At 58.3% G+C, this 14,528-nt stretch carries 15 protein-coding genes and 1 tRNA gene; 14 read left to right on the top strand and 2 right to left on the bottom strand.

The features are described from left to right. Positions 1-209: 209 nt before the first annotated feature. The 9 genes from ACZZ0G_RS13455 (at position 210) to ACZZ0G_RS13415 (ending at position 8,189) form a co-directional block, all read left to right on the top strand. Positions 210-614 carry an acetyl-CoA sensor PanZ family protein gene (locus ACZZ0G_RS13455; protein WP_463556449.1) on the top strand — a complete coding sequence of 135 codons (405 nt, stop codon included), beginning with the start codon at positions 210-212 and terminating at the stop codon, positions 612-614. 78 nt (positions 615-692) lie between these two features. Further along, positions 693-2,918 (top strand): AsmA family protein, encoded by a 2,226-nt coding sequence (locus tag ACZZ0G_RS13450; protein WP_463556448.1) that lies wholly within the window; start codon positions 693-695, stop codon positions 2,916-2,918. Further along, entirely contained in the window at positions 2,915-3,982 is a 1,068-nt protein-coding gene (gene mutY / locus ACZZ0G_RS13445; RefSeq protein ID WP_463556447.1) for an A/G-specific adenine glycosylase, read from the top strand. Before ACZZ0G_RS13450 ends, mutY begins: the two co-directional genes overlap by 4 nt. Next, entirely contained in the window at positions 3,979-4,251 is a 273-nt protein-coding gene (locus ACZZ0G_RS13440; RefSeq protein ID WP_003220737.1) for an oxidative damage protection protein, read from the top strand. Before mutY ends, ACZZ0G_RS13440 begins: the two co-directional genes overlap by 4 nt. 104 nt (positions 4,252-4,355) lie before the next feature. Continuing rightward, positions 4,356-4,431: transfer RNA gene (locus tag ACZZ0G_RS13435), tRNA-Phe, on the top strand. Between the two features lie 582 nt (positions 4,432-5,013). After that, positions 5,014-6,093, top strand: a complete 1,080-nt coding sequence (locus ACZZ0G_RS13430; RefSeq protein WP_463556446.1) for a hypothetical protein — start codon at positions 5,014-5,016, stop codon at positions 6,091-6,093. Positions 6,094-6,169: 76 nt separating this feature from the next. After that, positions 6,170-6,961 (top strand): TSUP family transporter, encoded by a 792-nt coding sequence (locus tag ACZZ0G_RS13425; RefSeq protein WP_463556445.1) that lies wholly within the window; start codon positions 6,170-6,172, stop codon positions 6,959-6,961. After that, a complete protein-coding gene (locus tag ACZZ0G_RS13420) occupies positions 6,958-7,839 on the top strand; it encodes an alpha/beta hydrolase (protein ID WP_463556443.1) in 882 nt (293 codons plus the stop codon). The genes ACZZ0G_RS13425 and ACZZ0G_RS13420 overlap by 4 nt, the downstream gene beginning before the upstream one ends. Further along, positions 7,836-8,189 carry a hypothetical protein gene (locus ACZZ0G_RS13415; protein ID WP_463556442.1) on the top strand — a complete coding sequence of 118 codons (354 nt, stop codon included), beginning with the start codon at positions 7,836-7,838 and terminating at the stop codon, positions 8,187-8,189. The genes ACZZ0G_RS13420 and ACZZ0G_RS13415 overlap by 4 nt, the downstream gene beginning before the upstream one ends. Here the strand turns inward: ACZZ0G_RS13415 and ACZZ0G_RS13410 are convergent. Then, positions 8,186-8,476, bottom strand: coding sequence for a YceK/YidQ family lipoprotein (locus tag ACZZ0G_RS13410; protein ID WP_160037882.1), 291 nt, complete (start codon positions 8,474-8,476; stop codon positions 8,186-8,188). The two genes, ACZZ0G_RS13415 and ACZZ0G_RS13410, sit on opposite strands and share 4 nt — an antisense overlap. A 248-nt stretch (positions 8,477-8,724) precedes the next feature. Between ACZZ0G_RS13410 and ACZZ0G_RS13405 the strand changes: the two genes are divergently transcribed. The 4 genes from ACZZ0G_RS13405 (at position 8,725) to ACZZ0G_RS13390 (ending at position 11,727) form a co-directional block, all read left to right on the top strand. Further along, positions 8,725-9,783 (top strand): PDDEXK nuclease domain-containing protein, encoded by a 1,059-nt coding sequence (locus tag ACZZ0G_RS13405; protein ID WP_463558855.1) that lies wholly within the window; start codon positions 8,725-8,727, stop codon positions 9,781-9,783. Between the two features lie 68 nt (positions 9,784-9,851). Then, on the top strand, positions 9,852-10,826 hold the full coding sequence (locus tag ACZZ0G_RS13400; protein ID WP_463556441.1) for an alpha/beta hydrolase family protein: 975 nt from the start codon (positions 9,852-9,854) through the stop codon (positions 10,824-10,826). A 28-nt stretch (positions 10,827-10,854) separates the two neighbouring features. Further along, positions 10,855-11,268 carry a hypothetical protein gene (locus ACZZ0G_RS13395; RefSeq protein WP_236168218.1) on the top strand — a complete coding sequence of 138 codons (414 nt, stop codon included), beginning with the start codon at positions 10,855-10,857 and terminating at the stop codon, positions 11,266-11,268. A 6-nt stretch (positions 11,269-11,274) separates the two neighbouring features. Then, positions 11,275-11,727, top strand: coding sequence for a hypothetical protein (locus ACZZ0G_RS13390; RefSeq protein ID WP_064117023.1), 453 nt, complete (start codon positions 11,275-11,277; stop codon positions 11,725-11,727). 70 nt (positions 11,728-11,797) lie between these two features. Here ACZZ0G_RS13390 and gabP read toward each other — a convergent pair whose 3' ends face one another. After that, entirely contained in the window at positions 11,798-13,189 is a 1,392-nt protein-coding gene (gabP, locus tag ACZZ0G_RS13385; protein ID WP_093430017.1) for a GABA permease, read from the bottom strand. Positions 13,190-13,742: 553 nt separating this feature from the next. Between gabP and ACZZ0G_RS13380 the strand changes: the two genes are divergently transcribed. Next, on the top strand, positions 13,743-14,516 hold the full coding sequence (locus ACZZ0G_RS13380; protein ID WP_007909167.1) for an ABC transporter ATP-binding protein: 774 nt from the start codon (positions 13,743-13,745) through the stop codon (positions 14,514-14,516). The last annotated feature ends 12 nt before the right edge of the window (positions 14,517-14,528 follow it).

Genomic DNA, 14,528 nt, shown 5'->3' with positions numbered 1-14,528 from the left:
TTATTAGTATGGTTCGCCAGCCACTGTTCACCCCCGGCCTTTATGCACGCAGGCATGACCGTTTTTTTGGGTGAAGCTCCTTGAAGGCGCGACGTTAAGTCGCAGAAGGACGGACGAACGGGCGAAGGTTACCATTTGCAGATGACAGAAAAACCAAACTGATATCACCTTTTTTCAGTCATCTGTTCTCGTACCACCAGGAAAACGCCATGCCGATCATTGTCCAAGCCTTGAAAGACGCCGGTTATCAGGATCAACAGGATCTGCAGAAGATCTATCGCGACGCCCCTGAATGGCTGTTCGCGCCATTTTCCGGGGAGGCCGGGCTGATCGAAAGCGCACTCGCTGACGGGACTTTTATTACCGGGCGCTTCAATGATCGCCTGCTCGGTGCCGGCATTCTGCAAAGGCACCACGACGTTTGGTACTTGTCCCATTTATGCGTACGAAAAGTTACCCGTCGCCGTGGGGTTGCTGAACGGCTGGTGAACCAAGCACAGAAAATGGCGTCGCAAGCGGGGGCCGAACTGCGTCTGCTGGCACCTGCCGGGCATCTGGAGGCTCAGGCGCTCGCCGCCAGCTTGCAGGTACCGCTCGATGTCCTGGCAACATGACGTCACAGCGAACCGGGCGGTTGCGGCGCTATACTCCCCGGCTAAATTACGAATTCGACTAACTACAAGGACTCGCCCATGAAAGCGTTCGGCAAAATCCTGGGTCTGGTACTTCTCGGGTTGTTGCTGATCATTGTGGCGGCAGGTTTTGCCCTGACCCACCTCTTCGATCCCAACGACTATAAAGACGAGATCCGCCAGATAGCCCGCGACAAGGCCCACATCGAGCTGACGCTCAATGGCGATATCGGCTGGAGCCTGTTCCCATGGCTCGGCCTGGAACTGCACGAGGCCAGCGTTGCCACCCTGATCAATCCGACCGAACCGTATGCCGATCTGCAGATGCTCGGCCTGTCCGTGCGCGTGCTACCGCTGTTGCGCCGCGAAGTGCAGATGAGCGATGTACGCGTTGAAGGCCTGAACCTGCGCCTGAAACGCGACAAGAACGGCCACGGCAACTGGGAAGACATAGGCAAGGTGCCGACAGCCGCCGCACCTGCCGGCAGTCCTGCGCCTGCCAGCACAGCCACTGCAGAGGCCCCTGCCCAACCCGAAAAACCGCCACAGCCGATCCGCCTCGACATCGACAGCCTGACCGTCAACAACGCCCGCGTTGAATACAACGATGAACTTACGGGCAAGCAGTTCAGCGCCGAAAGCATCCAGTTGAGCACCGGCCCGGTACACGACTCGACGAATATTCCGCTGAAAGCCACGGCATTCCTCGGCACCAACCAGCCCGTCTTGCGCGTGCGTACCGAGCTCACCGGCGAGCTGCGCATCGAGCGCGCCCTGCAACGCTACAGGTTCGAAGACATGAAGCTGTCCGGCGAACTGGCCGGCGATCCTTTGCAAGGCAAGACCATGACCTTCGCCGCTCAGGGCCAGTTATCGCTGGATAAAGCCGCGAACGTCGCCGAATGGACCGGCATCAAGATCTCTGCCAACCAGTTGCGCGCCTTGGGTGAGCTGAAAGCCAACGACCTCGACAAGACCCCGCAGATTACCGGCGGCATATCCATCGCCCAGTTCGATCTGGCGAAATTCGTCGACAGCATCGGCCAGAAACTCCCAGCCATGGCCGAAGGCAGCCTAAGCAAGGTCGAATTGGTCAGCCGCGTGGCAGCCACGCCAACCAGCATCGCGTTCGACAATATCAATCTGAAACTGGACGACAGCAGCTTCAGCGGTCGCATCGCCGTCGAAGATTTCGCCAAGCAATCGCTGCGGGCAATCCTCAAGGCTGACACCTTCAACGTCGACCGCTACCTGCCACCCAAATCAGCGCAAGCCAACAGCGCCACGCAAGTGCGTCAGGCCGAAGTCGCTAGCACCGAAGCTGATGCCATGGCCGGTGCCGGCTCCACGCCGCTGCCGGACAAACCGAGCAAAACCGCCTGGAGCACCGAGCGCCTGTTGCCGGTTGAACGCCTGGCCAAACTCGACGTCGATGCCGATCTGACCTTTGGCCAACTGACACTCGACAAACTGCCGATCCACAACGCCGCACTGAAAGCCACCGGCCAGGGCGGTCTGCTGACCCTGACCAACCTGAGCGGCGAGTTGTACAACGGCGGTTTCACCGCCAATGGCACCCTCGATGTACGCCCGAGCGCGCCTGTGCTGAACCTGCAGACCAAACTCAATCGGGTCCCGGTAGAAAAAATCCTCGAAAGCCAAGGCAAGAACCCGCCCGTCAAAGGTCTGGTGACCCTCACCAGCAATGTCACTGGCAGCGGCAACAGCCAGCAGGCGCTGATCGACACGCTTAACGGCAACGCCAGTTTCGTGATCAACAACGGCGTGCTGCTCAACGCCAACCTTGAACAGCAACTGTGCAAAGGCATCGCCACGCTCAACCGCAAAACCCTCAGCGGTGAGCCACGGGGCAAGGACACACCGTTCCAGGAGCTCAAGGGCAACTTGACCTTCCGCAACGGCATCGCCAGCAACCCGGACCTGAAAGTGCGCATCCCCGGCATGACCGTCAACGGTGACGGCGACATCGACCTGCGCGTGCTCGGCATGGACTACCGCGTCGGCATCATCGTCGAAGGCGACACCAGCGCCATGCCGGACCCGGCCTGTCAGGTCGGCGAGAAATTCGTCGGCATCGAGTGGCCGCTGCGCTGCCGTGGCCCGCTCGAATTGGGCGCTAAAGCCTGCCGCGTCGACAACGATCGCCTCGGTCAGGTGGCGACCAAACTGGCCGGCGACAAGCTCAGTGAAAAAATCGACGAAAAACTCGGTGACAAGGTCAGCCCGGAGCTGAAAAACGCATTGAAGGGGCTGTTCAAGCGATGAGAGCGGAGCAATTTTCTTCGGCGGTGCTGGATTGGTTCGACCGCCACGGCCGCCACGATTTGCCTTGGCAGCAGGACATCAACCCGTATCGGGTGTGGGTGTCCGAGATCATGTTGCAACAGACCCAGGTCAGCACTGTGCTCAATTACTTCGACCGTTTCATGGCCGCGCTGCCGACGGTCGAAGCGCTGGCCGAGGCGCCGGAAGATGAAGTGTTGCACCTGTGGACCGGCCTCGGTTACTACACTCGTGCGCGCAATTTGCAGAAGACCGCGAAGATCGTCGTCAGCCAATACGGTGGCGAATTTCCCCGGGACGTTGAAAAGCTCACGGATTTGCCGGGCATTGGCCTGTCCACCGCTGGCGCCATCGCCAGCATCAGCATGGGCCTGCGCGCGCCGATCCTCGACGGCAACGTCAAACGCGTGCTCGCGCGCTTTACCGCGCAAGAGGGCTACCCCGGCGAGCCGAAGGTCGCCAAACAGCTCTGGGCCAACGCTGAGCGCTTTACGCCGCACGATCGGGTCAACGCCTACACCCAGGCGATGATGGACCTCGGAGCAACGCTGTGTACGCGCAGCAAGCCGAGTTGCCTGCTGTGTCCGCTGGAGCGTGGTTGCGAAGCACACATGCTCGGCCTGGAGACCCGCTACCCGATCCCCAAGCCGCGCAAAGCCATCCCGCAGAAGCGCACGCTGATGCCGATGCTCGCCAACGTCGACGGCGCGATTCTGCTTTACCGTCGCCCTTCGACGGGCCTGTGGGGCGGTTTGTGGAGCTTGCCGGAACTCGATGACCTCGACGACCTGCAACATCTTGCCGATCAGCACTCGCTGACCATGGGCGAGCAGCAGGCGCTGCCGAGCCTTGTCCACACGTTCAGCCATTTCCAGCTGTCCATCGAACCCTGGCTGGTTCAGGTGCAGGAGGCCGCCCATCACGTGGCCGAGGCCGACTGGCTCTGGTATAACCTCGCCACCCCGCCGCGCCTGGGCCTCGCCGCCCCGGTCAAAACCTTGCTCGAACGCGCGGCCGCCGTATTGAATGCAGGAGAGTCATCATGACCCGCACCATCATGTGCCGTAAGTACAAAGAAGAATTGCCCGCGCTGGAACGCGCTCCTTTCCCGGGCGCCAAAGGTCAGGATATTTTTGACCACGTCTCGGCCAAGGCCTGGGCTGACTGGCAGAAACACCAGACTCTGCTGATCAACGAAAAGCGTCTGAACATGATGAACGCCGAAGACCGCAAATATCTTCAGGGCGAAATGGACAAGTACTTCTCCGGCGAGGATTACGCCAAGGCTGAGGGCTACGTTCCGCCTGCCGAGTAAACCCCGCAAAATCGGGGGTCGGATCGTAAGCGACGGAATTAATTTAAGAAATTTTAAAAAAGTCGTTGACGTAAATCCGAAAAACCCTTTTAATGCGCCCCGTTGCCCAGATAGCTCAGTCGGTAGAGCAGGGGATTGAAAATCCCCGTGTCGGCGGTTCGATTCCGTCTCTGGGCACCAAATACCGAAAACCCTGAATCGCAAGATTCAGGGTTTTTTTATGCCTGCGATTTAACAGGCCGCGCTTCACCCCCTCTTCCAGTGCTTTTGCTGGCCATTATATTGATGTTAGGCTCCGTCAGCTTTTTCCGGCAGGTCATTGTTGATTGCCCGAAATAATCTCCGGGCACTTCAGCCCTGACGATCAGCATTTAACGCATTACCCGAATAACGCACTCCGCTCCCTCGAGCTTTCGGAACCTATCGAGGTTATTGCAGGCAGCAGGAGAGTTGCGTCTGCGAGCAGGATCGCTCGCAGAACTAAGCCCCCTCATAACGTTGTCATGGAGGACAAGACCTCAGCGCAGGTCATCTGCTGTTGTTTCAACTGTCAGGCAAGCGACAGCAAACACGGACCCGGCATTCAACATTTGTTTGAACTGTCGCGTCACAGCGCCCTGTGCCCTCCCGAAAAAACCAGACCTGTATCAACTCGCCCACGTCCGGATCTGTGCGTGCGCTCGGCACGTACTGCATCATCGAAACAGCCAACAGCTCCCATAAAAAAATACAAAGGGAGCCGATACGACAGGGATGTAAAAAATGACCGAAGCCCTACAACAAACCAATAAAACCGTTGAGTCTTTAGTTGAACAGGAAGTCAGAACTTTCAGTTTTGATACGCAACAAGCAACGCTACTGCACAAGTTCTCCGAAGAACTGGCAGGCATGGGCGGGCCACAAGCCGCAGGCGCCAAGTCCAAGGCTTCGCTGGCAGCGACCGAGTTGAAGTTTTCGTTTTCCAAAGATCAATGCGAACTGCTTGGCGCTTACTCCGACGGCCTCGTCTCCCTGCTGATTTTTGAGGGCATGCAAACATTCACCGAGACCAGCCCACCGGATGAGCTTCCCGAGCTGGCCGCGCTGGAGAACCGTCACGACGTACTGTGTCTGGCGGCACGCAATCAGATTCTGTTGAAACTGGTGGATAACAGCTCCTTTGCCTACGACATGGACAACGAAGGCAAACTGGTCCGCTTGGTCGCCAACTTCAAGGGCGGCGGACTGACAAAAATCAATGATGAACCGGAAATCAAAGAGCTGAGCTCTCACTCCGGTCTCGCGCTCGGCCCGCACACCGAAGCGCCGTACTGGTGCGCCGTCAACGCGAAAGACGGGCACTCGCCCTCGCCTTCGTCGTTGATTCTATCGGCCCTGTGGAATCCAAGCCTGGAACCGACCTCGGTGATTCCATTGCCACCCCTGCTGGATGAAATCGGCGTCACCGGATGCCTCGCGCTCACGACCGGCAGCTTCCAGTTCACCCGCAGCGACTCATTCGTCAACGGCAAGGGCGAAGACGGCCGTAATGTTTCGATTCTGGAGTTCGATGACAACGTCGGATTCGCCGCGCGTTTCAACTCGTACCGTTTTTCGGTCAACGAAAACGCTTCGGACTTTGTAAAAGAGGCTTATTCCGCGCTTTGCCAAAGCGTGAGTAAAGCAACACCGGTGCAATACACACTGACGCAAGAGTCGGCCATGGTGATCAATAACGTTCGGGCCCTGCACTGTCGCGATGTCATCAAAGATAACCGGCGTGTATTGGTGCGCATCTTCGGCCTGTCGAAGTTCTCATCCCCGATTGTCATTTCAGATGATCCGCTGCTAATACAGGGCTGATATTTAGCGCACGTCAAAGCTGCTGAATGGTCAGCCATGTGGATGGCTGACCAATAACTATAAAAGGGAAAACGTAATGGCTTGGGATGTAATTGGCATGTTGGCGCTCGTGGCTTTTTGCGCCGGTTTTTTTGATGCGATTGCCGGGGGTGGTGGATTGATTACTTTGCCTGCCTTGTTTCTGGCCGGCGTCGACCCGATTAGTGCGATTGCCACCAACAAGTTTCAGGCCGCGTCGGCGACTATCTCGGCCACGGTCACTTTTGCTCGCAAAGGCATGATTGAATGGCGCGAGGGGCGCTTCCTGGTTATCTGCGCGTTCCTGGGGGGCGCCAGCGGGGCACTCTTGGTCAGCTCTATTGATAAGCGCTATCTGGAAGTGTGCGTGCCCGTCATGCTTATTCTGGTGGCGATCTACTTTGCGCTCTCGCCGAAACTGGCCAATGAGGATCGACGCAAGAGAATCGGCATTCTGCTCTTCTCGTTCACCGTGGCGCCGATCCTGGGCTTCTACGACGGCATTTTCGGTCCGGGTGTAGGCTCGTTTTTTATCGTCGGTTTCGTGCTGCTCTGCGGGCTTGGCATGATGCGGGCCATGAGTTTCACCAAACTGGCCAACGCTTCGTGCAACCTGGGTTCGCTGTCCGTCTTCATCACCAAAGGCGTGATCATCTGGCCGATTGCGATTGCCATGGCTTTGGCAGCCTTTCTCGGCGCACAACTCGGCGCCAGAGCCGCTGTCCGGGTCGGCCCACGCTTGATCAAACCCATGTTGATCGTGGTCTGCTGCGCCCTGGCAATCAAGCTGCTGAGTGTGGAGACCAATCCATTGCGTGTTGCAGTCCTGCACACCCTGGCTTCCTTGTGATCAATCGGTTGGCGCTGACCGGCGCGTCTCGACTTCAGTCTCGATTGCAGTTCGATGAGGCGCCAACCGGTCCCGAGTTTTTCTTTTCGCAGAACTTTGCGGGCTATCAACTGGAAGCTCGAGTACTGAGCGGCTCCGACGGCGAAGCGTCAATGCCAAAGGTGCTGGCGATTCACGGCGCCCGCTCTGACTATTCGCGACTCAACGCCATTCTGCACCCCTTGCAGGCGCAGGGGATTGCCAGCCTGAGCTTCAATCTTTCCGGCCACGGACCCGGCGCCGATGTGGCCCTTGAAGCCACTTCACTGGCGCAGAATCTTCATGAGGCCTTAGGGTTTGCCGATCATCTTGGCGCCGAGTTCAGCACAGTGATCGGTCACAGTCTGGGGGGCGCACTGGCGCTCAAGGTGGCGCAGGCTCATCACGATTCAGTCAGGCGCATTGTGCTGTTCTGTCCGGCCCTGTATGCGGAGGCAGCCTGGCAGCACCACTTCGGGGAACCGTTCAAACGTGCCATTTCTGTGCCTTACGGTTTTCTCGACTCGCCATCGCTGGAGTTCCTGCGCACGTTCGAAGGGCAAGTCCTGCTGGTGATCGGCGAGTACGACGGTCTTCCGGACACCAATTTTGGCGGGATCGCCGGGACGTCTGCCGGGACGCAGCAATGGAGCGAGCGCGCTATCTACAGCGCAATTCCCTATGAGGTCATCGAGGCCATTGAAAAGAACCTGAGCCCGCATCAGTTCAGAAAAATCGTCCTGCCAGGGTGCGACCACGCCGTATCAACGTGGCTCAGGGAAAACCCGCCGCGCGCAATGGAATTGGCCAACGAGATAGCGCAGTTCATCAATGCCGGAAACAGGCCCCAAGCGTCATGAACCAAAGGAAAACCCGCGTCCCCCTGCCCCATCCACCACCCTATCGCCCAAGTCGCGTGACGTACTGGCTGACTGTTCTCGTTGCTCTGCTGATTACTTTAGCCATCGGGTTGTCGATCTGGATGCTGGTCGACAGCTGGATCACTGGCTCCATCACCACCAATAATCGCGGCCCGCGCAGCACTTATACGCTGGCCCTGCAACCTCGGCAGTTCTGGTTCGAGTTTGTCTGGCAGAGCGTTGGCACAGTGTTTCTGCTGGCGGTGGGTGTGTTCGGCGTGTGGATCTATCGCAAAGTGCAGGAGCCAGTGCACACGCCGAAGAGCAAGCGCCGCGCAAATAAAACCTAAAGCGTATTGATGTAATCGATCGGCAGCAAAACCGTATCCAGCGCGGCATCCACTGGCAGGGATACAACGGTGATGACCGGGCAGACAATCATCATGTAACAGACGATCGCCGCCGGCATGCCATCGCTGCCCCCACCACGCACACCCAACAGGTGAAGATTGCCATCCACCCCACGGTAATACTGAGCATCGGACAAACCGTCATTCAAACGCCCGATAAACGTTCCACAACCAGCCAACTGCAACATGAGGCCTGCAACACCAACAACACGCAAAATCCCTTTCAAACCAGCACTTCCCTACGTCACAAAAGATGAGGCGCGGGATTGTACCCGCGCTCAGGCTTTGCAATCACCACGACTCACGAGCATGTACGAAAAGGACTACAGACCTTTACTGTCTGACGCCTCTTTCAGCGGCAACGTCCTGCAATACCAATCTCCTCTTCCTTCCAACTTCACCGGCTCGCCCGACATACCCACGCAGCGACTCTTGGCATGCTTTGACGCCTGTTTCCAACGATGTGGAAGAGCCGATGAGCCCGCTAAAACCTGCTGACTCGCAAGACCCGAAAATCGATTCGTTGCTGGGGGAGCTGGGCGAACTGATTCGCCAAGCGCGGCAAAAAGTGCTGCGTGCGGTGGACACGATTCAAGTGCAAACCTGCTGGCAGATCGGCAGGCATATTGTCGAGTTTGAACAGCAGGGAGCCCAGCGTGCGGGCTATGGAAAACAACTGATTAGGCTACTGGCGAAGGATCTGACTGGACAGTTCGGAAGAGGCTTTGATGAAACTAATTTGTGGAAGATGCGCCTGTTTTATCAAAAATTTCCAATTCGAGACGCACTGCGTCCCGAATTGAGCTGGACCCACTACCGCCGACTACTGCGGGTCGAAAGCGAAAAAGCACGCCACTGGTACATGGACGAATGCGCCAACCTGAACTGGTCAAGCCGCGCCCTCGATCGTCAGATCCTCACGCTCTACTACGAGCGGCTTCTCATGAGTCGCGACAAGGCCGATGTGATCGAAGAAGCCACCACCAACATCGAAGCAATGAAATGCAATCCGCGTGAATTCATTCGCGACCCCGTCATGCTCGAATTTCTCGGCCTGCCCTCGGCAGGCAAGGTCAGGGAAAGCGGTCTCGAACAAGCTCTGATCGACCATCTGCAGGGCTTTCTGCTAGAGCTGGGCAAAGGCTTTTCCTTTGTCGCCCGCCAACAACGCATCAGTACCGACGGCGTCGATCTGTACATCGATCTGGTGTTCTACAACTACCTGCTCAAATGCTTTGTGATCATTGATCTCAAACGCGGCAAGCTCAGCGCCCGCGATGTCGGGCAGATGGATATGTATGTGCGCATGTACGACGAGCTCATGCGCAGCGAGGGCGACAAGCCGACTGTTGGCATCATTTTGTCTGCCGAGAGCAACGACTCGGTGGCGCGCTACTCAATGCTCAAGGGCAATGAGCAACTGTTCGCCAGCAGTTACAAGACGATCCTGCCGAGTGAAGACGAGTTACGCGCAGAACTCAATCGCGAGCAGGCGTTGATCGAAGAGCGCAGGCTCACTCAATCCACCGAGTAAAACTTGCGGATTGTTGCCGGGCGGCGCTGAGACTATCGTTGTCAGCTCACTCTTCAAGGCCGAGCGTCATGAGCTGTCAGGACATGCCCGCAAGGCAAGACATGCAGTCAGGGTCGCCAACCTTGACTGCTGAGCAAGGTGAGCCTTTCAAAGAAGCGGCCGCCGACGGTTTTGCACTTGGCGGTTTCGGCTGGCGTCATTCCTTGCCCGACTCGCAACGCCCAGTGGTCATCATCAACGCCGCCACATCGGTACGTTGCCGCCACTACTCGCGCTTCGCGGCTTACCTGTTTGCCAATGGTTTCGACGTGATGACCTACGACTACCGTGGCATCGGCGAATCGCGCTCCGTGTCGATCAAAGGCTTGAATGCTTCATGGACAGATTGGGGCGCCCTGGATTTCGAAGCGATGCTCAAACGCGCGCAACGGGAGTTCCCCGGTCAGCCCATCGACGTGGTCGGTCACAGTTTCGGCGGTTGCGCGGCAGGTCTGGGCGAGTCCGGGCGGGTTATCCGACGGCTGGTCACCGTTGGTGCGCAGTTCGCCTACTGGCGCGATTACGCCCCCGAACAACGCTGGCGCATGTTCGGCAAATGGCATGTCGTCATGCCGTTGCTGACGCTGTTCTGCGGCTTCTTCCCCGGCAAGCGACTCGGCTGGCTGGAAGATACGCCGACCGGCGTTGTACGCGACTGGAGCACGCCTGCCGCGCGTTACGAACGGCGTCCCAGTGGTCGCGCATTGATGAAAAAGACCGGCGCCCTGCCCTTCGCCAATGTCCGCGCACAGACCATGGCCATCAGCATCAGCGACGACCCTTACGGCACAATCCCGGCGATCGAACGCCTGCTCGGTTATTTCGACAACGCTGAAAAAACCCACCTGCGCATCGAGCCGCAGGACATCGGCGAACAACAAGTCGGACATTTCGCCTTTTTTCGCAGCGCATACCAAGCCACACTATGGCCCATCGCTCTGACCTGGCTGCAAACCGGCACACTGGCCCCCGACACACCCGGGCGGCAAGTCCCACGCAGCTGAGCCCTCTCAACGCACGACGGAACACATCATGGCCTCCGCCAACAAGCAGCAAAAACGCGCCACTCGGGCCAAAGCCAAGGCCAAGCAGAACCGCACCAAGCGCGCTGAAGCGCCGGTCGAGCTGGACCCGAACGACGACCGCATCGACTTCGAATCGGTGGACCTGACCGAGTTGTTCAAGAAAATGATCGACGCCGAGAAGATCAGCCAGCAAGCGATGTGCAGCGCGTTCCTCGAAGACCCGTTGCTGGAACTGGTTTATGAGCAGGAAGGCGAAGAAGGCGCGATGGATTTCATCCTCGCCGCACTGATCGAGTATCGCCAGTGGTCGCAGGAAACCGACGAGGCCGGCGCGCTGGCGTGGATCGAATCCCCGGCCTTCCAGGCCGACTATGTGGCGGCGTCCGACGCAATCGCCGCGCAAACCCAACAGAAGAACTGAGTTCCCATGGCATCCCTGAACAAGCAACAGAAACGCGCCAAACGCGCCAAGGCCAAAGCCAAGCAAATCCGTATGGTCGGCCGCAAGCCACTGGAACAGGACGAAGACCTCGACCACCTCGCCGAGCCGATCCCGGAATACACCCTGGCGATGTTCAGCAAAATGCGCGACGCCGAAGCCATCAGCCGCAACGAAATGCTGCTGACCCTGCTGCGCGAACTCGCGTTCGTCATCGTTGATCATCCAGAACTGCTGGACATGGAAAACGCCGACAACGAAGGCATGGCCGCCACCCACCTGGCCGCTGACATGCTGATCGACTACCGCATGTGGGCCGAAGGCGTAACGATCGAAGAAGCCCAGGCCTGGCTGAGCGAGCCACAGTTCATCACCGATTTCGGGGTTGCGCTGGATGCGTATGGCAAGTCGGTGGAAGCACAGGAAGACAAGAGCGAATAAACATCGCTCACAAACAAAAACGGCCGCTCGTCATCACTGACAGCGGCCGTTTTGCATTACGCGTTACGGATCAGTTCAACACCACCGCGCCACGTTTTTCCAGCTTGCGACGGCGTGCCACCAGCAAACCGGCAGCCACCACCATCAGGCTCAGCAGACCAGTCGCGAGGATCTCCACGCGATGCGCTTCCTGGAACAGCATGATGGTCAGGGCTGCGACGATGAAGATGATCACCGCGTAGGTCAGGCCCGGGAACAGCCACATGCTGAAGACGATTTTCTCGCCGCGCGCCATACGCTGTTTACGCATGCGCAGTTGCGAGAACGCGATCACCAGGTACACCAGCAGTGCGATCGCGCCGGAGCTGGCCAGCAGGAATTCGAACACGGCGGCCGGGGCCACGTAGTTGGCGAAGGTGCAGAGGAACGCCGCGCCGGTGGACAGCATCACCGCCCAGTAAGGCGTACCGCTTTTGTTGGTGCGGGTCGCCATGGCCGGGGCGTCGCCGCGCTTGCCAAGGGAGAAGAGCATGCGCGACGAGGTGTACAGCGCCGAGTTCAGGCAGCTGGTTACCGCGACCAGAACCACGATGTCGACGATCATCTTGGCGTTCGGGATGCCCATGCGCTCAAGCACGGTCTGGTAGGAACCGAGGTTGGCCAGCGTAGGATCGTTCCACGGCACCAGGGCCACAACGATGAAGATCGACACGAGGTAGAACAAGCCGATCCGCCAGATCACCGAGTTGGTAGCCTTGGAGATTTGCTTGCCCGGATTCTTCGATTCCGCGGCCGCGATGGTCACGATTTCGGTACCCATGAAGGAGAACATGGTAGTCAGGATTGCACCCAGCACCGCACCCATGCCGTTTGGCAGGAAGCCGCCGCTGTCGAACAGGTGCGAAACGCCGCTGACCTGGCTGTTCGGCAGGAAGCCGAAGATCGCCGCCAGACCGAGAATGATGAAGCCGATGATTGCCAGCACTTTGATCAGGGCGAACCAGAATTCGAACTCGCCGTAATTCTTTACGCTGAACAGGTTGGTGACGGTCAACAACAGGGTGATGACCAGCGCGAACGCCCAGATGCCGACATCAGGGAACCATGCGTGCAGGATGGTCGCAGCGGCGTTGGCTTCCAGCGGAATCACCAACACCCAGAACCACCAGTACAACCAGCCGATGGTGAAACCGGCCCAGTGCCCGATGGCACGGTCGGCGTAAGTCGAGAACGAACCGGTGTCCGGCGAGGCAACGGCCATTTCGCCGAGCATGCGCATCACCAACACCACTAGGGTACCGGCGGCGGCATAGGCCAGCAGCACGGCGGGGCCGGCGGCTGCGATGGCGTGGCCGGAGCCAACGAACAGACCGGCGCCGATTACACCGGCGATCGACAACATGGTCACATGACGCGGTTTGAGCCCCTGTTCGAGGCCATTGGAGCTTGGGGTACTGCTCATCGAAACTACCTTTGCGAGGAAAGCGATTGCGTCCGGCCCGTCTGGCATTTCCTTCTCGTAAAAAGAATCCAACGGGGCGTTCCTTATTCTGCACGCAATAAATGCGCCAAAATGTTTCAAAGTCTTCTGACTCGCGGCTTTGCCCGCGACCGGACAGTCATCGCAAGTCCTTGAGATTAATGGCTATTCGCCAGAACGTTACCCTGCGACTCACTTTCAAGACAAATCAGCGCACCAGAAACACACTGAAAAAGTGCGGGATGCACAATAAAAGGGCGAATCAGGAACGTTCGGCCGGATAGCGCTTCCAACACCCCGCCAAAGCTGGCAACATCGCGCCTTTTTTTACGCGACACCCACGGGTTTGCACGATCAAACACCCGTTCGGTTGTTGATGGGGCGACAGTCTGCTGTGCCGATGCGACAACCTGCCACATGCCACCCGTTAACCGCTCGTAGCGCTGTTGGCTGCCATTGAAACGCTATGCTAGCTTGGCCGCCTCGCCAGGACGGCCATCCAACAGCTGGAGCGCAACATATATGAGGAACGCACATGGCTGAGGCCACGCCCGCGCTTGAAATCCGCAACCTGCACAAACGCTACGGACAGCTTGAGGTGCTCAAAGGCATCTCGCTGACCGCCCGCGACGGCGATGTGATCTCGATCCTCGGTTCCTCCGGTTCCGGCAAGTCCACGTTCCTGCGTTGCATCAACCTGCTGGAAAACCCGCACCAAGGCCAGATTCTGGTGGCCGGTGAAGAACTCAAGCTCAAGGCCGCCAAAAATGGCGAACTGGTTGCCGCCGATGGCAAACAGATCAACCGCCTGCGCTCCGAGATTGGTTTTGTGTTTCAAAACTTTAATCTGTGGCCGCACATGAGCATCCTCGACAACATCATCGAGGCACCGCGCCGCGTGCTCGGCCAGAGTAAGGCCGAGGCGATCGAAGTCGCCGAAGCGCTGCTGGCCAAGGTCGGCATCGCTGACAAGCGCCACGCCTACCCGGCGCAATTGTCCGGTGGCCAGCAGCAACGCGCGGCGATTGCCCGCACGCTGGCGATGCAGCCGAAGGTGATCCTGTTCGACGAACCCACCTCGGCGCTTGACCCGGAAATGGTTCAGGAAGTACTTAGTGTCATCCGCGCATTGGCCGAAGAAGGCCGCACCATGCTGCTTGTGACCCACGAAATGGGCTTCGCCCGTCAGGTCTCCAGCGAAGTGGTGTTCCTTCACCAAGGTCTAATAGAAGAGCAAGGATCGCCTCAGCAGGTGTTCGAAAACCCGCTTTCGGCGCGCTGCAAACAATTCATGTCCAGCAACCGCTAACGGAGCAACATG

Source organism: Pseudomonas sp. AC169 (genome assembly GCF_979258515.1).
Note: the sequence above shows the minus strand (reverse complement) of the source record. Positions and strands in the feature narration are given on the sequence as shown.